Source organism: Massilia sp. X63 (assembly GCF_041023745.1).
Classification (GTDB): Bacteria; Pseudomonadota; Gammaproteobacteria; order Burkholderiales; family Burkholderiaceae_D; genus Telluria.
This window is the reverse complement of the sequence record NZ_JBFTEF010000003.1, coordinates 94,838-116,441: the sequence shown is the minus strand read 5'-3', so window position 1 is coordinate 116,441 and position 21,604 is coordinate 94,838. Positions and strand designations below refer to the sequence as shown.

The 21,604-nt window shown below is 67.0% G+C and carries 17 protein-coding genes and 1 pseudogene; 13 read left to right on the top strand and 5 right to left on the bottom strand.

Features of this window, described 5'->3' with window-relative positions; translation table 11 throughout:
• Positions 1 to 26: 26 nt before the first annotated feature.
• The 3 genes from AB3347_RS07570 to AB3347_RS07560 all read right to left on the bottom strand — a co-directional run bounded on the left by AB3347_RS07570 (position 27) and on the right by AB3347_RS07560 (position 3,268).
• Positions 27 to 467, bottom strand: coding sequence for a YchJ family protein (locus AB3347_RS07570; RefSeq protein ID WP_369091177.1), 441 nt, complete (start codon positions 465 to 467; stop codon positions 27 to 29).
• Positions 468 to 525: 58 nt separating this feature from the next.
• Positions 526 to 1,770 (bottom strand): D-amino acid dehydrogenase, encoded by a 1,245-nt coding sequence (locus AB3347_RS07565; RefSeq protein ID WP_369091176.1) that lies wholly within the window; start codon positions 1,768 to 1,770, stop codon positions 526 to 528.
• 124 nt (positions 1,771 to 1,894) lie between these two features.
• Complete coding sequence (locus tag AB3347_RS07560; RefSeq protein WP_369091175.1) at positions 1,895 to 3,268, bottom strand: serine hydrolase domain-containing protein; 1,374 nt, start codon at positions 3,266 to 3,268, stop codon at positions 1,895 to 1,897.
• Between the two features lie 307 nt (positions 3,269 to 3,575).
• On the opposite strand from AB3347_RS07560, the gene AB3347_RS07555 reads away from it, so the two are divergent.
• The 11 genes and pseudogenes from AB3347_RS07555 to AB3347_RS07505 all read left to right on the top strand — a co-directional run bounded on the left by AB3347_RS07555 (position 3,576) and on the right by AB3347_RS07505 (position 15,000).
• Entirely contained in the window at positions 3,576 to 4,316 is a 741-nt protein-coding gene (locus tag AB3347_RS07555) for a GntR family transcriptional regulator (RefSeq protein WP_369091174.1), read from the top strand.
• Positions 4,317 to 4,393: 77 nt separating this feature from the next.
• Complete coding sequence (gene murQ / locus AB3347_RS07550; RefSeq protein ID WP_369091173.1) at positions 4,394 to 5,293, top strand: N-acetylmuramic acid 6-phosphate etherase; 900 nt, start codon at positions 4,394 to 4,396, stop codon at positions 5,291 to 5,293.
• Positions 5,294 to 5,331: 38 nt separating this feature from the next.
• Positions 5,332 to 6,597, top strand: a complete 1,266-nt coding sequence (locus AB3347_RS07545; protein WP_369091172.1) for an MFS transporter — start codon at positions 5,332 to 5,334, stop codon at positions 6,595 to 6,597.
• A 55-nt stretch (positions 6,598 to 6,652) separates the two neighbouring features.
• Positions 6,653 to 7,795 (top strand): acyltransferase family protein, encoded by a 1,143-nt coding sequence (locus tag AB3347_RS07540; RefSeq protein ID WP_369091171.1) that lies wholly within the window; start codon positions 6,653 to 6,655, stop codon positions 7,793 to 7,795.
• Between the two features lie 61 nt (positions 7,796 to 7,856).
• Complete coding sequence (locus tag AB3347_RS07535) at positions 7,857 to 9,416, top strand: glycoside hydrolase family 10 protein (RefSeq protein WP_369091504.1); 1,560 nt, start codon at positions 7,857 to 7,859, stop codon at positions 9,414 to 9,416.
• An 83-nt stretch (positions 9,417 to 9,499) separates the two neighbouring features.
• On the top strand, positions 9,500 to 10,444 hold the full coding sequence (locus tag AB3347_RS07530; RefSeq protein ID WP_369091170.1) for an N-acetylglucosamine kinase: 945 nt from the start codon (positions 9,500 to 9,502) through the stop codon (positions 10,442 to 10,444).
• A gap of 20 nt (positions 10,445 to 10,464) precedes the next feature.
• Positions 10,465 to 11,232, top strand: a pseudogene (locus AB3347_RS07525) (N-acetylmuramoyl-L-alanine amidase); the annotation flags it as partial.
• A gap of 518 nt (positions 11,233 to 11,750) precedes the next feature.
• Positions 11,751 to 12,659 (top strand): LysR family transcriptional regulator, encoded by a 909-nt coding sequence (locus tag AB3347_RS07520; RefSeq protein WP_369091169.1) that lies wholly within the window; start codon positions 11,751 to 11,753, stop codon positions 12,657 to 12,659.
• Positions 12,656 to 13,267: a M15 family metallopeptidase gene (locus tag AB3347_RS07515; protein WP_369091168.1), complete on the top strand. Its 612-nt coding sequence runs from the start codon at positions 12,656 to 12,658 to the stop codon at positions 13,265 to 13,267. Before AB3347_RS07520 ends, AB3347_RS07515 begins: the two co-directional genes overlap by 4 nt.
• A gap of 110 nt (positions 13,268 to 13,377) precedes the next feature.
• Positions 13,378 to 14,001, top strand: a complete 624-nt coding sequence (locus tag AB3347_RS07510; RefSeq protein WP_369091167.1) for a PEP-CTERM sorting domain-containing protein — start codon at positions 13,378 to 13,380, stop codon at positions 13,999 to 14,001.
• Between the two features lie 90 nt (positions 14,002 to 14,091).
• On the top strand, positions 14,092 to 15,000 hold the full coding sequence (locus tag AB3347_RS07505; protein WP_369091166.1) for a polysaccharide deacetylase family protein: 909 nt from the start codon (positions 14,092 to 14,094) through the stop codon (positions 14,998 to 15,000).
• Between the two features lie 166 nt (positions 15,001 to 15,166).
• Here AB3347_RS07505 and dacB read toward each other — a convergent pair whose 3' ends face one another.
• Positions 15,167 to 16,666, bottom strand: a complete 1,500-nt coding sequence (gene dacB, locus AB3347_RS07500; RefSeq protein WP_369091165.1) for a D-alanyl-D-alanine carboxypeptidase/D-alanyl-D-alanine-endopeptidase — start codon at positions 16,664 to 16,666, stop codon at positions 15,167 to 15,169.
• Between the two features lie 13 nt (positions 16,667 to 16,679).
• On the bottom strand, positions 16,680 to 17,918 hold the full coding sequence (locus AB3347_RS07495) for a nucleoside recognition domain-containing protein (protein ID WP_369091164.1): 1,239 nt from the start codon (positions 17,916 to 17,918) through the stop codon (positions 16,680 to 16,682).
• Between the two features lie 254 nt (positions 17,919 to 18,172).
• On the opposite strand from AB3347_RS07495, the gene AB3347_RS07490 reads away from it, so the two are divergent.
• The gene (locus AB3347_RS07490) at positions 18,173 to 19,732 is read left to right on the top strand and encodes a serine hydrolase domain-containing protein (protein WP_369091163.1); all 1,560 of its coding nucleotides are present in this window, start codon (positions 18,173 to 18,175) and stop codon (positions 19,730 to 19,732) included.
• A gap of 38 nt (positions 19,733 to 19,770) precedes the next feature.
• Positions 19,771 to 21,534, top strand: a complete 1,764-nt coding sequence (locus AB3347_RS07485) for an ABC transporter substrate-binding protein (RefSeq protein ID WP_369091162.1) — start codon at positions 19,771 to 19,773, stop codon at positions 21,532 to 21,534.
• Positions 21,535 to 21,604 lie beyond the last annotated feature (70 nt).

Genomic DNA, 21,604 nt, shown 5'->3' with positions numbered 1-21,604 from the left:
GTCCTCTGTTGTCTCTTGACTTTTGTTTATTTGGGGAAACTTCCGTCCACGTAATACCAGCGCGGCGCCCCGGTCTTCGGGTCGGGCTCGCGCAGGAAACGGCTCACTTCATGGAGCCGATGCGCACGCCCGGCCACCTTGAAACGGGCGACGAATTCGACGGTGTCACTGTCTGGATCATCCGGTGAATTTACTTTACGTTGACGTAAACGTAAAGCAGATTTTATCTCAAGCCCGAGCCAGCGGATTGGTTCCTGATCATCGAAGAGCGGTTCGGTCGGACGGGTGGTCGGATGCCAGGTGGCGAGCAGATAGGGCGCGTTTTTCAGCGTATACGCGGTGTAGCGCGAGCGCATCAAGGTCTCGGCGCTGGGCGGCAGGGCGCTGCCTTCGATGAACGGACCGCAGCAGGCGCCAAGGGACGGCCCGCCGCAGGGGCAGGCACCGGGGATGGTCGTTTTGGACATGGCCGTCATTATCCGCCATTTCCTCATGGCGGATGCGGCAGGCGTTATGCGTGGCGGGTCAGCCGCGCAGGGTCAGGCCATCCAGGGAGAACGGAGGCGCCTCGCCCTTCATGACGCCGGCCAGCAGGCTGGCGCTGCCGCAGGCGAAGGTAAAGCCCAGCGGGCCATGGCCGACGTTCAGCCACAGGTTGCCGTAGCGGGTGGCGCCGATGATCGGGGCGCTGCTCGGGGTGGCCGGGCGCAGGCCGGCCCAGACCGACAGTTGCGAGTAGTCGGCCGCGCGCGGCATGGTCTCCTTTACCTGGCGGGTCAGGCTGTCCACCCGCTTCGGATTGGGGCGCAGGTCTTCGCCGACCATGTCGACCATGGCGGCCACGCGCAGCTTGTCGCCGATGCGCGCGTACAGCACCTTGCGCTCGAAGTCGGTGACGCTGATTTCCGGCGCGACGTCGTCGGCGCGGATCGGCGCCGTCAGGCTGTAGCCCTTGAGCGGATAGAGCGGCAGCGCGATGCCGACCGTGTCGGCCAGGCTGCGGCTCTGGATGCCGGCCGCCAGCACGTAGCTGTCGGCCTGGATCATGCCCTGGTCGGTGTCGATGCCGGCGATGCGGCCCCGATCGGCCACCAGGCGCCGCGCTTCGCCATGGACGAAGCCCTCGAAACGCGGGTGGGCGCGCAGGCGCGCGGCCAGCGCCAGGCAGAAGGCGTGGCAGTCGGCCACCGCTTCGCCGCTGTTGTAGATGCCGCCGGCCAGCAGCGGCTCGGCCGCGCCCAGCGAGGGTTCGCGCGCGGCGCATTCGGCGGCGGACCAGATCTCGCCGGCGCCTGGCTTCCCGGCCGCCTTCTCGAACACGTCGCGCGAGCGGTAGACCACCAGCTTGCCGGCGTCGCGCCAGTCGAATTCCTCGAGCGGGATGGTGACTTCGAGCTGCTTCATGCCCTGGCGCGACAGCTCGCCCAGCTGCAGCAGCTTGTCGGTGGTGCGGCGGTTGACGTCGGCGCGGCAGTGCGCCAGGAAGCTGGCCAGCCAGCGGTACTGGCGCAGGTCGGCTTCCGGGCGGAAGTGCAGCGGGCCGGTGTCCTGGAACATCCATTGCAGGGCCTTCAGCGGCACGCCCTCGTCGGCCAGCGGCGAGACGTAGCGGTAGCTGAGCTGCCCGCCGTTGCCGTAGCTGGCGCCGCTGCCGACCTCGGACGCGCGCTCGAGCAGGCGCACCCGGTAGCCGGCCTCCGCCAGCCACCAGGCCGAGGCCAGGCCGACCACGCCGCCACCGATGACGAGGACTTGCTCATTTGCTTGCACTACTTGCTGCATCCTGCACTCTTCTTCTTTTTGAACTGGGGTGATGAGCTTAGGCGCTCGGCCGCAGCGCGGCCAATGAAACTCGCGCCAAGCGCCATAACCGGCATATATGTACGCATTGGCCTCATGTTGCGGCCTGTTGCGCGATGTTTGTGACAATGGCATGGCGGTACAGCGCACTGAGGATGCGTTCCTCGAAGCGCGCCCGTGCCGAATAGCGTCCGCGTTGCAGTTCCGGATCGGCCGAGCTGCCGCCCGCCAGCATGATCAGGCCGTTGCCGCGCGCCAGGTCGGCCGCGAACACCGAAATCAGGCCATAGGCGTCGCCCGAGTGGCCGACCGCATCGAAGCCGCCGCCCTCGACCAGTCCGGAGCCGGGGCGGTCCGGGAAATGGGCATTGCCCAGGCCCCAGGCAGGGAAGAAGCCGTTCAGCGAATCGCCGTTGCCGCCCTTGTCGTCGATGGTCCAGTGGCGCGCGAACATGCGCTCGAGCGTGGCGCGCTGGAACAGCCGCGTCGTCCCATGCACGCCGCCGTTCATCAGCATCCGCATGATCACGCCCATGTCGCGCGCCGAGATGCGCAGGCCGCCGGTGGGGCTGAAGGGCGTGGCGTTGGCGCCGGGGACGTAGGCGGCGATGCCGGCCGGAGGCGCCGGCGGTGTGGCCGAATAATCGTCGACCTGGGGAATCCAGGGACCGTCCGCGTTCCAGATCTCGGTGTCGGTCGTGCGCTTGCGGTACAGCGTCGCCAGGTTCGCCAGCGCCGCCGGCGGCAGCGCCGACGGGTTGTAGCCGGCAACGATGCCGAGCGGCTGCAGCAGCAGGCGCTGCATCAGGAGGTCGAAGCGCTCGCCCGTCACGCGCTCCATCGCGGTGCCGATCACGCCCCAGCCGAGGTTACAGTAGGTGAAGTACTCGCCCGGGCCGGCGCGCCCGGACCACATCTTGCCTTCGCCGTACAGCGGAGCGCCCGGCACCAGCACGTCCTTCAGGGCAGTCGACAACGGCCAGGAATAGCCGCCTTCGTCGCGCAGCGAGGAGGTATGCGTGAGCAGGCTGCGCAGGCTGATGACGCGATCGGGAAAATGCGGGTTGCGCAGGCTGAAGCCCAGGTAGGCCGAGACGTCGGCCTCGAGCTCCATGCGGCCCGCTTCGACCAGGCGCATCAGGCCCAGCGTGGTCATCATCTTGGAGATCGAGGCGATGCGGAACAGGGTCGCGGGCGTGGCCGGCTTGTCGGACAGGGCGCCGTTGCCGATATAGCGGCGCCCGAAAGCCTGTTCGTACACCGGCTGGCCGGCGCGGATCGCCACCACCGACAGGCTGGCCAGCTGCAGCGCCGGGTCGTCGACCACGGCCGCCAGTTCGGCGTCCAGGGCCCGGCGCGCTGCGGCGGGGAGGAGCGGCGCGGCCGCGGAGGACAGCGGCGCCGCCAGCAGCGGCTCGACCGCGCCCAGCAGGGCCATGCCCAGCAAGCTGCGCCTGCGCTCGTTCATCCCGGTCTCCTTCTGCCTGTGTTTATTTGTGAAATATGTAAACCTTTGGTTGAGCATACGGAGTGACAGGAAGGATTGCCAAATGAATAGCCGTCAACTTGGCATAACCGTTTTATATTGGTCTAAAGTGGTATGCTCATAAGCACAGTTTGACGAAGCTGCTGCGCCTTGCAGCGGCGGTCGGCGACGGCGCTTCAAGCTGTCCATAAGCCAGGCGAATGTGTGCACCATGCTTTTTCATGGACTGCAATGTGTCGGCAACAGATGGAGCCATTACACTTTGGTCAACCCCCACAGCCTGCTGCCGATGACGACAAGCACCCCCGCCTTCCAGGTCGACCTGACCGACAACTCGCCGCTGTACATGCAGCTGGCGCGCAAGCTCGCACAAGACGTGCGCGACGGCCGCTACCAGGCCGACCAGGCGCTGCCGTCCGAACGCACCCTGTCCGAGCAGCTCGACGTCTCGCGCGTCACCGCGCGCAAGGCGATCGACCAGCTGGTCGACCAGGGGCTGGTGGTGCGCCGGCGCGGTTCCGGCAATTACATCGCGCCGCGCATCGAGCAGCCGCTGTCGGACCTGTCGAGCTTTTCCGAACAGCTGCAGCAGCGCGGCTATACCCCGAGCAGCCACTGGCTGCGGCGCGAGGTGGTGCTGGCCGAGGCCGACGAGCAGCTCTCGCTCGGGCTGTCGCCGAACGCCCGCGTGGCCCGCCTCGAGCGCCTGCGCCTGGCCGACGAGGTCGTGATGGCCTATGAAGTGAGCGTGATCCCGGCCACCGTGCTGCCGCGGCCCGAGAACGTCGGCGGTTCGCTGTATGCGCACCTGGCCAAGACCGGGCACATGCCGGTGCGCGCGCTGCAGCACCTGCGCGCGATGAATGCGCCGGCCGAACTGGCGGCGCGCCTGGCCGTGCCGGAAGGCCGCGCGGTCCTGTTCATCACCCGCGTCGGCTACCTGGAATCGGGCGAGCCGGTGGAGCTGACGCATTCCTACTGCCTGAGCGACCACTACGACTTCGTGGCCGAGTTGCGCCGCCCAGCATAACTTTTCGGCATGATGACGGCCGCAGCTTTCATGAGCCACTTGCCGCAATTGGTATTACACTGGTTTCATCGATTACTTTGCTCCTAGAAGACACGGCAATGCTGAAAACCGAAACCCCGGCCCAGGACCACGCTTCCCTCGACCAGTACCCGACCGTGGAACTGGTCAACGTCCTGGTGGACGACCAGCTCAATGCGGTCAATGCGGTGCGCGCCGCCGCGCCGCGCATTGCCGCCGCCGTCACCGCCGCGCTGCCGCGCGTGGAAGCGGGCGGGCGCCTGATCTACGTCGGCGCCGGCACCTCGGGCCGCCTCGGCGTGCTCGACAGCGTCGAGCTGTACCCGACCTTCTCGTGGCCGCACGAGCGCGCGGTGGCGCTGCTGGCCGGCGGCCAGGACGCGATGTTCGTCGCGGTCGAAGGCGCCGAGGACGACTTCGACCAGGGCGCCGCCGACCTGAACAACGTGAACGTGGGCGCCAACGACGTGGTGCTGCTGATCGCTGCTTCCGGCTTCACCCCTTACGTGCTGGGCGCGTTGAAAGCCGCGCGCGAACTCGGCGCGCTGACGATCGGCTTCGCCAACAACGCCGACGCGCCGGTGGCCATGGATGCCGAGATCGGCGTCACCCTCGACACCGGCCCGGAAGTCATCTCGGGCTCGACCCGCCTGAAGGCCGGCACCTCGCAGAAGATCGCCCTGAACACCTTCTCCAGCGCGCTGATGGTTCGCCTGCACAAGGTGTACGGCAACCTGATGGTAGACTTGAAGGCTACCAACGCCAAGCTGGTGCGACGCGCCATCCGCCTGACCATGTTCGCCAGCGGCGCCGACGAGGCAGCCGCGCAGGCGGTGCTGGAGCAGTGCGGCTACCACGTCAAGACCGCGGTGGTGGCCTTGATCAAACAAACCAGTGTCGAGCAGGCGCAGGCCCTCCTGGAGGCGGCGCACGGCAGCGTGCGCGAAGCCATCGCATAAGAGCGGGGCGTCCGGGCCCCGCCGACCACGAAAGAACTATGCAAACTACGCAAGCGAAATCCCCGTGGCAGTGGGTGCCGTCCCTGTACTTCGCCCAGGCCATCCCCTACGTGGTGGTGATGAGCCTGTCGGTCATCATGTACAAGGACATGGGCGTGTCCAACTCCGACATCGCCTTCTATACCAGCTTGCTGTACCTGCCCTGGGTGATCAAGCCCCTGTGGTCGCCGATCGTCGACATGTTCGGCACCAAGCGCCGCTGGACCGTGCTGCTGCAACTCGCGGTCGCGGCGTCGCTGGTTGCGGTGGGCATGTCGCTGCACCTGCCCAACTTCTTCGTCGCCAGCCTGGCCGTGATGTGGCTGATGGCCTTCAGTTCCGCCACCCACGACATCTCGGCCGACGGTTTCTACATGCTCGGCCTGCGCCAGCAGCAACAGGCCGCGTTCGTCGGGGTGCGCTCGACCTTCTATCGCCTGGCGACGCTGGCGGGGCAGGGGCCGCTGGTGGTGCTGGCCGGTTACCTGGCTACCCAACTGGGCGACGTCAACCAGGCCTGGTCGATCGTGTTCTTCGTGCTGGCCGGCCTGTTCTTCGCGGCCTTCATGTGGCACCAGCTGGTCTTGCCCAAGCCGGACAGCGACCACAAGGTGGCCGGCACCAGCAATCCGCTGCGCGACTTCTTCACCACCTTCGCGCTGTTCTTCCGCAAGCGCGACATCTGGCTGATCCTCGGCTTCATCCTGACCTTCCGCCTGGGCGAGGCCCAGCTCCTGAAGCTGGTGGCGCCCTTCCTCAAGGATTCGCTGGCCGAGGGCGGCCTGGGCTTGACCACCGAGCAGTACGGCATCGCCTACGGCACCATCGGCATCGCCTTCCTCACCCTGGGCGGGCTGGCCGGCGGCTACCTGATCTCGCGCCTGGGCCTGAAGCGCTGCCTGTGGTTGATGGTGTTCGCGGTGCACCTGCCGGACCTGGTGTTCGTCTACCTGTCGCAGACGCAGCCGACCAGCTTCGCCGTGGTCTGCGCGTCGCTGGCCATCGAGCAGTTCGGCTACGGTTTCGGCTTCACCGCGATGATGCTGTACATGATCATGGTCTGCGAGGGCGAGCACAAGACCGCCCACTACGCGATCTGCACCGGCCTGATGGCCCTCGGCATGATGGTGCCGGGCATGTGGAGCGGCGACCTGCAGGAATACCTCGGCTACAAGCACTTCTTCATCTGGGCCTGCCTGTCCACGATCCCCGCCTTCATCATGGCGGCACTGGTGAAGATCGACCCCGAGTTCGGCAAGAAGTAGGGTGGCCGGCGCAGCCGACCACCCTACAGAACAATCACAAGGAGACCATGCAGCAATGCCCGATGCACCCGTGCGCCTGACTTCCCTCGACGCCTTCCGCGGCTTTACCATCGCCGCGATGGTCCTCGTGAACAATCCGGGCGACTGGGGCAACCTGCATGCGCAACTGGCCCACGCCAAATGGCACGGCTGGACCTTCACCGACTGCATCTTCCCCTTCTTCCTGTTCATCGGCGGCGTCGCCATGACCCTGTCGCTCGGGCGCCTGGCGGCAGCAGGCGCCGACAAGCCGCGCCTGCTGCTCAAGCTGGCGAAACGCGCCGCGCTGATCTTCCTGATCGGCTTCCTGCTGAACCTCATCCCGCGCTTCGACTTCGAGACCGTGCGCATCCCGGGCGTGCTGCAACGCATCGCCCTGTGCACGCTGCTGGCGGCGCCGCTGGTCGTCTACCTCGGCTGGCGCGCGCAGCTGGCCGTGATCGCCGCGCTGCTGGCGCTGTACTCGGTGCTGATGCTGTGGGTGCCGGTGCCCGGCATCGGGGCCGGCGTACTGGAGCCCGGCCAGGACTTCGGCGCATACGTCGACCGCATGCTGCTGGACGGCCACCTGTGGGTGCAGGCCAAGACCTGGGACCCGGAAGGCTTGATCAGCACCATCCCGGCCCTGTGCAGCCAGCTGTTCGGCGTGCTCGCCGGGCGCCTGCTGGCCCTGAATGTGCCGCGCATCGAGCAGACCGCATGGATGCTGTTCGCCGGCCTGGTGTTCCTGGCGCTGGGATCGAGCCTGGATGCGGTGCTCATGCCGATCAACAAGAGCCTGTGGACGGTGTCCTACTGCCTGTGGATGACCGGCTGGGCGCTGCTCGCCTTCGGCATGTTCTACTGGCTGCTCGACGCCAACCCCTACGCCGTCGTGCGCGAGCGCGCCGCGGCCTGGGCCAAACCCTTCGTCATTTATGGCATGAACGCGCTGTTCATCTTCGCGTTCTCGGGCTTCGTCGCCAAGATGCTCGGTTTTATCAAGCTGGCGGGACCAAGCGGCAACCAGCTGTCGCTCGGCCGCACGCTGTATGCGCCGATCAAGGCGCTGCCGCTGGGCGCCGCCAATACCTCCCTGTTATATGCCATCCTGTTCAACGCCTGCATGTTCGCGATCGCGTACGGCATGTGGCGCAAGCGGTGGTTCGTCAAAGTCTGAAAAGAATGAAGGAGCGGATTTGAAGCCGGATTTGAAAAAACGTGCATTCACCCTGGCCGGCATGGCCGGTATGGCCGGTGCGCTGACCCTGGGCAGCTTCCTGACTGCCTGCACCACCCAGCCGACCGTTCCCGGCGCCGGAACCGCCGATACGCCGCCACCGGCCCCGCGCGAATTCCGCGCCGCCTGGGTCTCGACCGTCGCCAACATCGACTGGCCGAGCAAGCCGGGCCTGCCTGCCGCGCAGCAGCAGGCCGAGGCGATCGTGATCCTGGATCGCGCAGTCAGCCTGAACCTGAACGCGATCGTGCTGCAGGTCCGTCCGGCGGCCGATGCGATCTATCCGTCGAAGATCGAGCCCTGGACCGAATACCTGACCGGCGCCCAGGGCAAGCCGCCGTCGCCGATGTACGATCCGCTCGCGTTCTGGGTCAAGGAAGCGCATGCGCGCGGCCTCGAACTGCACGCCTGGTTCAATCCCTACCGCGCACGCCACGACAATGCGCGCACGCCGGCCGCGCCCAACCACATCACCAACACCATCCCGCACGCGGTCAAGCGCTACGGGAAGTTCATGTGGATGGATCCGGGCGAAGAAGCCGCGTCGAAGCAGACCATGGACGTGATCCTCGACGTGGTGCGCCGCTACGACATCGACGGCGTGCACATCGACGACTACTTCTATCCGTACCCGATCGAGGCGCCTGACGTCGCCGGCAATGCGCAGGCGCTGGACGGCAACGGCAAGCCCGCGAGCAAGGAGCTCGACTTCCCCGACGGCCCGGCCTGGGACCGTTATGTGGCCGGCGGCGGCAAGCTCGATCGCCCCTCCTGGCGCCGCGACAACGTCAACCGCCTGATCGAAGCGATGTACAAGGGCATTCACAAGGAAAAGAGCTGGGTGCGCTTCGGCATCAGCCCCTTCGGCCTGGGCCGCCCGGACCGCCGCCCGCCGGGCATCGCCGGCTTCTCGCAGTACGACAAGCTGTATGCGGACGCCGAGCTGTGGCTGGAGAAGGGCTGGCTCGATTACTTCACGCCGCAGCTGTACTGGCCGATCGCACAGACCGCCCAGTCCTATCCGGTGCTGCTCGACTACTGGATCGGCCAGAACCCGCAGGGCCGCCACATGTGGCCGGGGCTGTTCACCAGCCGCATCGGCGCGCCGACCAGGAACTACGCGCCACAGGAGGTCATCGACCAGATCGCCCTGACGCGCCAGCGTCCGCAGGCGACCGGCCACGTCCACTTCAGCATGGTGGCGCTGACCCAGAACCGCGAGGGCATCAGCGACAAGCTGCGCGCGGGCACCTACGGCGGCCAGGCGCTGGTGCCGGCCACCCCCTGGCTGAAGTCCGAGGGGCCGGGCACACCGCAGGTCACGGCCGCGCGCGCCAAGGACGGCGTCGCGCTCAGGTTCAAGCCAGGCAAGGCGAACGCGCTGTATGCGGTCTGGGCGCGCCATGGCGGCCAGTGGCGCTTCTCGGTGGTGCCGGCGGTGCGCGTGGACTGGACCGTGCCGGACGACGCCAGGCTCGGCGCGGCCGACCTGGTGCTGGTGAATGCGGTCGACCGCCTCGGCAACGAAGGCGCGCGCGTTCAGGCATGGCGTAAGCCGTAATATAGGGAACAAGAGGCCGAACCGTGTAATACGCGGTTCACCGGCCTTGTTCATGCAGGACCGATAACAACCACTCGCGGGCTATGCTTACTCCCGAACAGCAACAAGACAAACTAGGCCTCGGCATCGATGCCGGCGGCACCCAGACCCGTTGGGCCCTCGCGGCGCCGGACGGGCGCATCGTCGCCGAGGGCACGGCAGACGGCCTGTCGGCCCTGCAAATGGGCAGTACCGACGGACGCGAGGCGGTGCAGGCCACCTTCGGCGCCATTGCGCAGGATGTGCTGGCAAAAGCAGTGCTGGCGCATGGCCGCGTCGTGGCGGTGCGCGCCGGCCTGACCGGCTATGGCGGCGACGGCGGCCTGCTCCAGCGCAGCCTGGGCGAACTGCTCGGCCTCGACCCGAAGGCGGTAGTGCTCAGCAACGACATCGAGATCGCCTACCTCGCCAGCTTCAAGCCGGGCGAGGGTTACCTGGTGTATGCCGGCACCGGCTCGATCGGCGCCTACATCGACGACCATGGCGGCTTCCATCGCGCCGGCGGACGGGGCGTGGTGCTGGACGACGGCGGCGGCGGCTTCTGGATCGCGCGCGAGGCCCTGCGCCATATCTGGCGCCTCGAAGACGAGCAGCCCGGCGCCTGGGAAAACTCCCCGATGGCGCATGCCGTGTTCCAGCACGTGGGCGGTTCGGACTGGTCGTTCTCGCGCCAGTTCATTTACGGCCGCGAGCGCGGCGAGGTCGGCAAGCTGGCAATCGCGGTCGCCGCCACCGCCGAACGCGACCCGGCCGCCGCCGCCATCCTGCGCGAAGCCGGCCGCGAACTGGCCCGGCTGGCGCAGGCGCTGGTCAGCCGTTTCGGCCCGCGCCCGGTGGCGCTGGCCGGCCGCGCCGCCGAACTGCACCCGGCCATCGTCGAGACCATGCGCGCAGCCCTGCCGCCGGATACGCGATTGACCCAGACCTGCATGCGCGCCCACTATGCGGCCGCGCGGCTGGCAGCAGACCCGGCGCGCTGCGCCAACTAATCACACAGGATCCAACCCCGATGAAAAACCTCCTCGTTCCCGTCATCCTCGCCCTGCTGGCAGGCTGCGCCACCGGCCCGATCGGCCCCAAGATCGACACCACCTACAACGCCAAGGGCCAGTCGAGCCGCGCGCGTTTCCTGGTGCTGCACTACACGGTGTCGGACAATCCGACCTCGATCAAGATCCTGACCGAGCAGCAGGTGAGCTCGCACTACCTGGTGACGAACCACGCACAGCCGATCATCTACCGCCTGGTGGACGAGAACCGCGCCGCCTACCATGCCGGTAACTCGAGCTGGAAGAACTACACGCAGCTGAACAACAGCTCGATCGGCATCGAGATCGTCAACCCGGGCTGGACCGCCAACCCCGACGGCAGCCGCCTGTTCTACCCCTTCCCGCAGGCGCAAATGGATGCGCTGATTCCGCTGCTGAAGGACATCGTCCAGCGCCACGGCATCGCTCCCGAGAACGTGCTCGGCCACAGCGACATCGCGCCGCAGCGCAAGCAGGATCCGGGACCGCTGTTCCCGTGGGCGCGCCTGGCCCAGGAAGGCCTGGTGCTGTGGCCGGACGCGCAGCGCGTCGCCAGGGTGCGCCCGGTGTTCGACGGGACCCTGCCCGACATCTTCTGGTTCCAGCGCAAGCTGGCCACCCACGGTTTCGCGATCCAGCAGACCGGGATGCTGGACCAGCAGACCCGCACCGTTCTGCAGGCCTTCCAGATGAAATACCGCCCGGCCGATTTCGCCGGCAATCCGGATGCCGAAACCGCCGCGCTGCTCGAAGTGCTGACCACGCCGGCGAATGCGCCGCTGCCGGTGATCGTGCCGCCGCTGACGACCTCGCCGGTGCCGCCGCTGCCGCCGGCGACTCCGCCCGCGCCCCCGGTGCCGGAAACTGCGCCCGCCCCGGCCGCGCCGGTGCCGCTGCCGAATCCGGCCGTGCCGGCGCCGGTGCCGACCCCGGCCACCCCGCCGCTGCCGCCCGCGTCGGCTGCGCCTGCAGCGCCCCCAGCACCTGTCGCGCCGGCAGCGCCCGCAGTGCCGGCGGAGCCTGTCGCACCGGCCGCACCGCTTGCCGTACCGGCCAACCCGGCTGTCGTGAACACGCCGTGACGGTCGCCGCAGCCGGGTTTTCCCTGTATCCTTCCGCAAGTCCGCGCCATGCGCGCGGATTCTCGTGCTTCTGACAAATTGCCCGATGGCTGCGTTGCATCGTCTCGCCGTACTAGCGTACTGTCTTCGAGAACGCGCCTTGCCCTCAGGTTTTTGTTAGACGCTCTTAATTGAAGGATGAAGCGATGCGCCTGCGCCATATCGAAGTTTTCCACGCCATTATGCAGGTCGGTACCATCAGCGGTGCCGCCCAGGTTCTCCACATCTCGCAGCCGGCGGTGACGAAAGTCCTGCAGCATGCCGAGCTGCAGCTGGGCATGCCGCTGTTCGAGCGCGTGCGCGGCAAGCTGTACCCGAAGCCCGAAGCGCACCGCCTGTTCGTCGAGACCGAGAAGCTGAACCGCGACCTGCAGGGCATCCGCCGCCTCGCCGCCAGCCTCAAGAGCCGCGCGGTGGAGACCGTACGCCTGGTGTCGACGCCGACCATCGCGATCAGCGTGCTGCCGCAGGCGATGACGGTATGGCGCCGCGACTTCCCGCAGGCGCGCTGCGAGCTGGCCACCCAGCACACCGGCGAGATCGTGAACGCGCTGCGCCTGGGCGAAGCCGACCTGGCGCTGTCGCTGCAGGACCCGCGCCACCCCGGCATCGTGGCCGAACCGATCGCCCACGGCATGCTCACGGTGATGGCGCCACGCGGCACCTGGAGCGAGGAGGAACTGTCCAGGCCTTTCGGCGTCGAAGGACTGAGCGGTGAACTGATCGGCCTGAGCGACGGCGACCCGCTGGGCGAGATGGTGGTCGCGGCCTGCGAAGCGCAGGGCGTGCAGCCGGTCTACCACACCGTGGTGCAGACCTACCAGATTGCGCGCTCGCTGGTCGAAGCCGGCGCCGGCCTGGCCGTGCTCGACCCCTTCACCGCCGCCTCGGCCGATCCGGCCAAGGTGCAGTGCCGCCAGTGGGCGCCGGCGATGCCGGTGCACCTGTATCTGCTGAGCGCCAGCCATTCCCCCTTGTCGCACGGGGCGCGGGAGCTGGCCAATTGTATCGGCGCGACCGCGCGCGCCTGTCTTGAACGAGCCTGTGCATCATGAGTTTGACCGTCGCCAGCGAAGATATCGCCGGCAGCCCTGAATTCCGCCATCTCGCCAGCATCGACGGGATCGCGATCGACCTGCGCTACGCAAGCGCCAACAATTTCGTCGGCCGCGACCTGTATTCGCCCTTCGACTGCGCCTGGCTGCACCGCGACGCCGCCGACGCACTCGGCAAGGTCGTGGCCTGGCTCAAGCAGCGCCGTCCCGGCTACACCCCCCTGGTGCTGGACGCCCTGCGTCCGCAGCGCGTGCAGCAGCAGCTGTGGGATGCGCTGGAAGGCACCGGCCTGCAGATGTACCTGGCCAATCCGGTGCGCGGCTCGATCCACTCCTACGGCATGGCGCTCGACATCACCCTGCTCGACGAAAGCGGCCGCGAGCTCGACATGGGCACCGGCTTCGACGACATGACCAACCTGTCGCACCCGGCGCTGGAACAAGGTTTCCTCCTCTCCGGCGAGCTCACCGAAGCGCAGTTGGCCAACCGCCGCCTGTTGCGCGAGGGAATGCTGCAGGCCGGCTTCTTCGGCATCAACACCGAGTGGTGGCACTTCGACTGCGGCGACCGCGAACTGGTGCGCGCCACCTACCGCCGCGTGCTCTGAGCTTTTTTGCGGCTGCTGAGTCGCTTTACCGCGACAGGCGGGCGCGGCCGTAATCGTGCGCGTCGTGCGCGGTACTAATCTGCCATGTCCTTTCTCCTGGGAGAACCGCGATGCGCACCAACGCAGCTTCCTGGCTCCTTGCTTCCTTGCTGGCCGGCGGCGCCTGCACAGCCCATGCCGAGCCGAGATCCTGGAGCTTCGGCTGGACCGGCTTCCAGTCCAAGCTCACCACCATCGAAAGAAAAGGGAACACCACGGTCACCAGCGTGACCGAAGAATTCCTGCCGAATGCATCGGTCGCGGGCCGGTTTACCGGCGAAGACCTGAACGGCGACGGCATCATCGTGGGCGCCGAGCTGACCTATCTGAATCTGCAGGGCTCGGACCACCTGAGCTGTGGTCCGGACGACTATGCCTATCGCAGCTGCACGCTCGACAGCTTCCGCTTCGACCTCGGCGGGGAACTCTCTTACGCGGCCGGTTACAGCGGACATACCCATGCCGGGGATGCGAGCTGGGAGGGTTACACGACCACCGGCGTGAGCGCACGCTATTCCGGCTACAGCGCCACGAGCGAATTCGAGCGCATCATGCTCTGGACACCCGAAACCCGGTTCAGGGTCGAGATACTGCCCGTGCCCGAACCGGCGACGGGGGCGATGGCGGCGGCCGGACTGCTGCTGCTGGCGGGGCTGCAGCGGCGCCGCAGGCAGGCGGGGATTGCCCGCAGCTGAGTCGCTTCGCCGCGACAGGCGCCGCGTGCGCACGGGCGCCGTGGTGCGGCAGTGCTAATCTGGTATCTCACCTCTGGCGGGAGAACGGCGATGCGCAGGATCTTGCTCTTTGCCCTGCTGGCCGGCAGCGCATGGGCCGCCCATGCCGAGCCGGTCAACCGGGCCTTCACCTACACCGGCTTCCATGCGAGCCAGACCACGACCCACCGGTTCGAAGGGACCACCCACACCGAAGGCTTCCTGCCCGACGCGCAGATCACGGGCGCGTTCAGCGGCAACGACGAGGACGGCGACGGCATCCTCGAACTGGGCGAACTATGCAGCCTCGTGGCCGAGGGCGGCCACGCGCTCGCCAACCACACGATGACGCATCCGGACCTGGACGATGCCAAGGTCACGCTGGCGCGGTACCAGCAGGAAGTGCTCGACTGCGACCGCGTCATCGCCGCGCTGCCCGGCTACCAGAAGTGGTATCGCTCCACCTACCTGCGCGAGGGGAAGGACAAGGACAAACGCGACGGCATGCGCAGCTTCCTGCGCCAGCAGGGCTACCGCAACGGCTATGTCACGCTCGACACCAGCGATTGGCGGCTGAACGAGAAACTGGTCGAGGTGCTGGCGAAGGACCCGCAGGCCAATCTCGAGCCGATCCGGCAAGCCTACCTGGCGCACATCCGCCAGCGTGCGCTGGCCTACCGCGAGCTGGCGCAGCGCCTGCAGGGCAGGGATATCCCGCAGGTGCTGCTGCTGCACCATAACCTGATCAATGCACTGTGGCTGGACGACGTGATCGGCCAGTTCAGGGAGATGGGCTGGACCATCGTCGCGCCGGCGCAGGCCTATGCCGACCCGGTCTACCGCTTCATGCCGGAACGGCCCGGCGGCAGCCTGCTGCTGTCGATGGGGCGCAGCCTGGGACTGTCGCCTTCCGAGCTGGGGCTGCGCCTGATGGACGACGGCGACTTCGAGATCGAGGCGCTAGGGAAGCAGGGCTTGTAACGTCCTGCGCGAGGCATGCCCGGACAAGATCGGGCTCCCGCCTGCGCGGGAGCGACGGTGCTGGGGAAATAAAGGCGCGAACCGGTGTGCAGATTCCTGCCATTGGCTCGAGCACGTCGTCCCGGCGAAGGCCGGGATCCCAGTTCCCAGGCGAAGCGCTAGCACCTCACGGCGCCACAGGCGCCGCCTGCACCGGCGCCACCGCCGGCTGCTGCATCGCGCCCGAGCGCGCCACCCAGTCCACCAGCGCATCGAGCACCGCGCGCCCGCGGCCGTTGCCGGCCTGCTCGCTGTTGACCATGGCGACGAACACGTTCTGCACCCCGTTCGCATCCGGCACGTAGCCGGCCAGCGCCACCACGTTGCGCAGGGTGCCGGTCTTCAGGCGTGCGCGCCCGGCGGCCGCGGTGCCCTGCAGGCGGCGGCGCAGGGTGCCGTCGATGCCGGCGATCGGCATGCTGGCCTGGAACTCGGGAGCCCAGTTGCTGCGCAGGCCGGCCTGCAGCAGGTAGGCCATCTGCTGCGGCGTGATGCGTTCGGTACGCGACAGGCCGGAGCCGTTCTCGATCACGAAGCCGGTGTCGTCGATGCGCTGCCCGCGCATCCATTCGCGCACCGCGGCGTCCGCGCGCGCGAAGGTGGTCTCGCCATTGGCGGGAAGCGCGAAGCTGCCCGCGGCCGGATCCGGCTGCAGGCTGCCCAGGCTCAGGAACAGGGTGCGCGCCAGCAGGTTGTCCGACGGCTTGTTGGTGTCGCGTACCAGTTCGGGCAGCATGCGCGAGGTGTGCTCGGCCAGCAGCGTCGATTCGGGCGGCGCCGTGCCGGCCACCACCTTGCCGCTGAACTTGCCGCCCAGTTCCTTCCACTTCTGGCGGAACAGGCGGTCGATGTAGTCGTCGCGGTCCAGCACGTTGATGCTGTAGGTGCGCGCGCAGTCCTTCGGGAAGGTCCCGTGCAGCAGCACCTTGATGCGGCCGTTTTTCTCGCGCACCGCTTCCGGCAGCTTCCAGCCGTCTTCCCATTTGGAGCAGTCGGCCTCGACCAGGGTCATGTCCGAGCCGATCGATACGCGGTCGAGCGCCGGCTGCATCTCGAGCTTCAGGCGCTTGGTGGTGGAGCGCATGTCGATCTGCAGCATGTTCTTGTTCACCAGCAGCGCGTCCGGGATGACGTTGTAGTAGGCCTCGGGCGACTCGTCGAAGGGGGCGACGCCGACGTCCAGGCGGGCCGGCTGCCACAGGCTGCGGTCCAGCACCAGGTCGCCCTCGATGCGGCGGATGCCCTGGTAGTGCAGGGCGCGCAGCATGTTCTCGAGGCCTTCGCCCGACAGGTCGGCGTCGGCGCCGCCCTTCAGGATCAGGTTCCCGCGCAGGACGTCCTTGTCGACCGTGCCGGTGGTGCGCAGCTCGGTGCGGCCGCGGAAGGCGGGGCCGAGGCGCTCCAGGCTCACCATGGTCGTCACCAGTTTCATGGTCGATGCCGGCTGCATCGCCCGGTCGGCCTGGTGCGCCAGCACGACCGACTCGCCCTTGAGCACCAGTACGCCGAGGGCGTCTTCCGGCAGGCCCTGTTGCGCCAGTACCTGGGCCACCGGTGCGGGCAGCTGGGCGTGGGCCGCGCCGAGCGCGGCGAACAAGAGGGTGGCGAGCGTGAGGCGGCGAAGCATGCTTACTCCTTGATTAACCGAAGAACAGGTAGGCGACGAGGATCGCGCCGATGACGCCGGCCAGGTCGGCCAGCAGGCCGTAGCCGATCGCATAGCGGGTCTTGCGGATGCCGACCGAGCCGAAATACAGCGCCACGACATAGAAGGTGGTGTCGGCGGCGCCCTGCAGGATGCTGGCCAGGCGTCCCACGAAGGAGTCGACGCCGTAGGTGGTCATGGCGTCGATCATCATGGCGCGCGAGCCGCTGCCCGACAGCGGCTTCATGAGCGCGGTCGGCAGCGCGCCGACGAAGTCGGTCGGCAGGCCCAGCGCCTGGAAGACCCAGGCGAAGCCGCTGACGATGATGCCCAGGATGCCCGAGTTGCGCACCACGCTGATCGCCACCAGCATGCCGACCAGGTAGGGAATGATCCTCAACGACGTCTCGATGCCGCCCTTGGCGCCCTCGATGAAGGCTTCGAACACGTTCACCTTCTTTGCCAGCGCGCCGACCATGAAGGCGGCGATGATCGAGAACAGGATCAGGTTGGCGGTGACCACCGAGACCAGCTGGATCTGCTCCTTGTCGAGGAAGACCGTGAAGTACCAGACCAGCAGGGCGATCAGGGCGGTGAGCCCGCCGATCCAGCCGAATACGGCCGGATGGAGCAGGTTGATGCGCTGGCGCAGGCTGACGGCGATGATGCCGGTGATGGTCGAGCAGTAGGTCGCGATCAGGGTCGGGATGAAGATGTCGGCCGGATTCGCGGCCCCTAGAATTGCGCGCTGGGCCATGATCGCCAGCGGAATGATGGTCAGGCCCGAGGTCTGGATCACCAGGAACATGATCTGGGCGTCGCTGGCCTCGTCCTTGTTCGGGTTCAGGGTCTGCAGGCTTTCCATGGCCTTCAGGCCGAAGGGCGTGGCGGCATTGTCCAGGCCCAGCATGTTGGCCGAGAAGTTCATCACCATGTGGCCGTTGGCCGGATGGTCCTTCGGCACGCCCGGGAAGATGCGCGAGAAGAAGGGGGCGATGACGCGCGCGAACAGGTTGATGGCGCCGGCCTTCTCGCCCACGTTCATGATACCCAGCCAGAGCGTCATGACGCCGGCCAGCGGCAGGGCGATGTCCATCACCGCCATCTTGGCCGACGAGAAGGTGCCGTCGATGATGCGCTTGAAGATTTCGGTGTCGCCCAGGAACAGCCATTGCGCGAGTGCCGCGACGAAGCCGACGAGGAAGAAGCCAGTCCAGATGTAATTGAGTGCCATGGTGATACCGTCGCTGAGGTCGTACGATTGTGCAGCGGAGAGTATAGGCCGAGAGCAAGCTGCGCAGATGAAAGAATGCATTTGCGCCATATTTAAAAGTTATGAGCGCCCGCCGGACCTGTCCCTCGGCGGCGCGGCAGGCCGGGGTCGACCGACAACGGTGTTCCTTCCGGTCGCGTTTTTGTTTGCTCGATGGCATGCGAAACAGGGCATAATCTTTCTCCAAAATCCTGCTTACCGGAGAAGAGACCACCATGCATCGTCCATCTCGCCTTGGCTTGTGCAGCCTTGTCGTCGTACTTGCCGGCGTCGCCGTCGCGCCCGCTCAGGCGCAGGCCCCGGTGCAGGCGCCGGCGCAGCCGCAAGCGGCGAGCCGTGCGGAGCGCGTGGCGGCGCTGCTTCCGGACATCGACAGGATGTATACCGAGCTTGCCGCCAAGGAGCACCTGCCGGGCTTGGTGTACGGGGTGGTCCTCGATGGCAAGCTGGTGCACGCGCGTTCGCTCGGCCTGGCCGATGTGGAGCGCAAGATCCCGGCGACGGGCTCGACCGAATTCCGCATCGCCTCGATGAGCAAGAACTTCGTGGCGATGGCGGCGCTGAAGTTGCGTGATCAGGGCAAGCTGCGGCTGGACGATCCGGTGGCGAACTACCTGCCTGAACTGCGCCGCGTGCGGCTGCCCACCACCGACTCGCCCGCGCTGACGATTCGCCAGCTCATGACCATGACCACCGGGCTGCCGGAAGATAACCCCTGGGGCGACCGCCAGATGGCCGCTTCCAACGCCCGGCTCGAGCAACTGGTCGGCGCCGGGCTGTCGTTTTCGAACGCACCCGGGCACAGCTTCGAATACAGCAACCTCGGATACATCCTGCTGGGGAAGGTAGTGAGCAAGGTGGCCGGCATGCGCTTCCAGGATGTCGTCACCCGCGAGATCCTGCGGCCGCTCGGAATGCACAACACGCGCTGGGAATACACGCAGGCCGCGCCGGGCAAGCTCGCGCTGGGCTACCGCTGGGATCACGACCGCTGGGAGCTCGAGCCGATCCTGCACGACGGCGACGGCGCCGCCATGGGCGGGCTGATCACCACCATGGATGATTTTGCGCGCTATGTCGCCTTTCACCTGGATGCCTGGCCGGCCCGCGACGAGTCGGAGCGCGGACCTGTGAAACGGGCTTCGGTACGCGAGATGCAGCTGCCGCACGCGTTTGCCGGCATGTCCACCAAGGCCACCCTGAGCGACATGAAAACGCCGAACCCGAACGTCAGCTTCTACGGCTATGGCCTGGTCTGGCAGCGCGACAGCCGTGGCGTGGTGAGCTCCGGTCACTCGGGTGGCCTGCCCGGCTTCGGCAGCCAGTACCGTTTCGCACCGGATCATGGCGTCGGGGTGTTTGCCTTCACCAACCTGCGTTACGGACCGGTGTACGCCCCGACGGCCAAGGCGCTGGCCATGCTGGTCGAGCGCGCCGACCTCGGACCGCGGCCGGTTGCCGTATCGCCGATCCTGGCCACGCGCCATCTGCAGGTGGCGCAGCTGGTGCAGTCGTGGGACGCGGCGCTGGGCAGCGCGATCGCGGCCGACAACCTGTTCCTCGACCGCTCGCGCGCAGACTGGATCGTGCATGCGCGTGAAAAGCTGGAGCCGATCGGGAACGTCACCTCGGTCGGCCCGATCAAGGCCGAAAACGGCTTGCGTGGCAGCTTCCCGCTGGTCGGCGAGCGCGGCACCGTGAACGTCCATTTCACGCTCACCCCGGAACGCGATCCCAAGGTGCAGGAGATCGCGCTCACGCCGGTGAAGCAGTAGCACGAGCATTTCCAATACATGAAAGACGCAAGACCCGCATGCTACTTCGCCTGACCGCCGCTGCCTTCCTGTTCCCCCTGCTGTGCGCCGGCAGCGCGAGCGCGCAATCGTCCGCGCAGCCGCCGGCAAAGACGCAGGAAAAAGTCCTGCGCATGTTCCTGTCCACCAGCGAGACCGGCCTCGATCCGGCGGTGGCCTCGGACAACGCTACCCTGTCGCTGCTGGAAAACCTGTTCGACCCGCTGCTGCGCTACGATTACCTGGCGCGGCCGGCGCAGCTGCGCCCCAACACGGCCACCGCCATGCCCGAGGTAAGCGCGGACGGCCTGACGTACACCTTCCGCATCCGCCCCGGCATTTACTTCACCCCGGACCCGGCCTTCAAGGGCGTGAAGCGCGAGATGACGGCGCAGGATTATGCGTTCAGCCTGGCGCGCCTGCGCGATCCCGCGACCAGGTCGCCCTGGGCCGCCATGTTCGAAGGCGTGGACGAGCTGCGCGCCCTCGACCGCTACACCCTGCGCATCCGCCTCAAGGCGCCGGACAACAACTTCCTGTTCTACCTGGCCACGCCCGCCTCGGGCGCGGTGGCGCGCGAGGTCATCGAGGCCTATCCGGGCCAGGCCGGCAACCACCCGGTGGGCACCGGCCCCTTCATGGTCGGCGAGTGGAAGCGCAGCGACCGCATCGTGCTGCTGGCGAATCCGGATTCGACCGCCGTGTTCCATGCGACCCCAGGGGAAGGAGAGATGTACAGCGCTGAAGACAAGGCCATCGCCGCGGCGCTGGAAGGCAAGCGCCTGCCGCGCGTGGACCGGATCGAGCTGCGCATCGCCGAGGAATTCCAGGGCCGCATGCTGGGCTTCCTGAACGCCGAATACGACTACCTCGAGCAGATTCCCGAGTCGATGACCGACATGGTGGTGCGTGACGGCCAGCTGAAACCCGAACTGACGGCGCGCGGCATCGTGCTGTCGCGCTTCCCGGTGCTGCAGACCTACTATATGTGGATGAACATGGACGACCCGGTGGTGGGCGGCTACGGCAAGGACCGGGTGGCGCTGCGCCGCGCGATCTCGCTGGCCTACAACAATGCCGAGGACATCGCGCTGCTGAAGAAGGGCTTCGCGATCAAGGCCGAGTCGCCGCTGCCGCCCAATGTGCTCGGCTACGACCCGCACTACCGCAGCCCGGTGCCCTACGACCCGGCCCTCGCCAACGCGCTGCTGGACCGCTACGGTTATACCCGGCGCGACGCCGATGGGTTTCGCAGGACGCCGGACGACAAACCCTTGACCTTGACCATGCACAGCGAAGCGACGGTCGGCGGCCGCCTGCGTGACGAGTTGTGGCGCAAGTGCCTGAACGCGATCGGCCTGCGCGTCGTGTTCAAGTCGGACAAGAAAACCGAGATCATCAAGGCTTCGCGCCTGGGCAAGGTCCAGATGTTCGAAAGTAACTGGATTGCCGACTTCCCCGACGGCGACAATTTTTACCAGCTGCTGTACGGCCCGAATGCCGGCCGCGCCAACTATGCGCGCTTCAACCTGCCGGCCTATAACGAACGCTACGAGCAGGCGCGCCGGCTCACCGACGGCCCGGCGCGCCAGAAGCTGTACTTTGAGATGAACCAGCTGATCCACGCCTATAACCCCTGGGTGCCGCTGACCCATGTGCTGTCGGGCGATTTGCGCCATCCGTGGTTGAAAAACTACAAACGTCACCCGGTTGAATTCACGACCTGGCGTTATCTGGATGTCGATGTTGCGCAAAGAGCACGCTCTACCAGAGTGGCGCGCTAGTTTTGGTGAGTTTTTCCCAAATAAAACATTCCCGTTAGTTATACTGGCCGCCGGATATTTCATTGGATAG

Coding starts and splice junctions, on each gene's coding strand:
- AB3347_RS07570 (WP_369091177.1), bottom strand. CDS start 467: ATGTCCAAAACGACCATCCCCGGTGCCTGCCCCTGCGGCGGGCCGTCC.
- AB3347_RS07560 (WP_369091175.1), bottom strand. CDS start 3,268: ATGAACGAGCGCAGGCGCAGCTTGCTGGGCATGGCCCTGCTGGGCGCG.
- AB3347_RS07555 (WP_369091174.1), top strand. CDS start 3,576: ATGACGACAAGCACCCCCGCCTTCCAGGTCGACCTGACCGACAACTCG.
- AB3347_RS07545 (WP_369091172.1), top strand. CDS start 5,332: ATGCAAACTACGCAAGCGAAATCCCCGTGGCAGTGGGTGCCGTCCCTG.
- AB3347_RS07540 (WP_369091171.1), top strand. CDS start 6,653: ATGCCCGATGCACCCGTGCGCCTGACTTCCCTCGACGCCTTCCGCGGC.
- AB3347_RS07535 (WP_369091504.1), top strand. CDS start 7,857: ATGGCCGGTATGGCCGGTGCGCTGACCCTGGGCAGCTTCCTGACTGCC.
- AB3347_RS07530 (WP_369091170.1), top strand. CDS start 9,500: ATGCTTACTCCCGAACAGCAACAAGACAAACTAGGCCTCGGCATCGAT.
- AB3347_RS07520 (WP_369091169.1), top strand. CDS start 11,751: ATGCGCCTGCGCCATATCGAAGTTTTCCACGCCATTATGCAGGTCGGT.
- AB3347_RS07515 (WP_369091168.1), top strand. CDS start 12,656: ATGAGTTTGACCGTCGCCAGCGAAGATATCGCCGGCAGCCCTGAATTC.
- AB3347_RS07510 (WP_369091167.1), top strand. CDS start 13,378: ATGCGCACCAACGCAGCTTCCTGGCTCCTTGCTTCCTTGCTGGCCGGC.
- AB3347_RS07505 (WP_369091166.1), top strand. CDS start 14,092: ATGCGCAGGATCTTGCTCTTTGCCCTGCTGGCCGGCAGCGCATGGGCC.
- dacB (WP_369091165.1), bottom strand. CDS start 16,666: ATGCTTCGCCGCCTCACGCTCGCCACCCTCTTGTTCGCCGCGCTCGGC.
- AB3347_RS07495 (WP_369091164.1), bottom strand. CDS start 17,918: ATGGCACTCAATTACATCTGGACTGGCTTCTTCCTCGTCGGCTTCGTC.
- AB3347_RS07490 (WP_369091163.1), top strand. CDS start 18,173: ATGCATCGTCCATCTCGCCTTGGCTTGTGCAGCCTTGTCGTCGTACTT.
- AB3347_RS07485 (WP_369091162.1), top strand. CDS start 19,771: ATGCTACTTCGCCTGACCGCCGCTGCCTTCCTGTTCCCCCTGCTGTGC.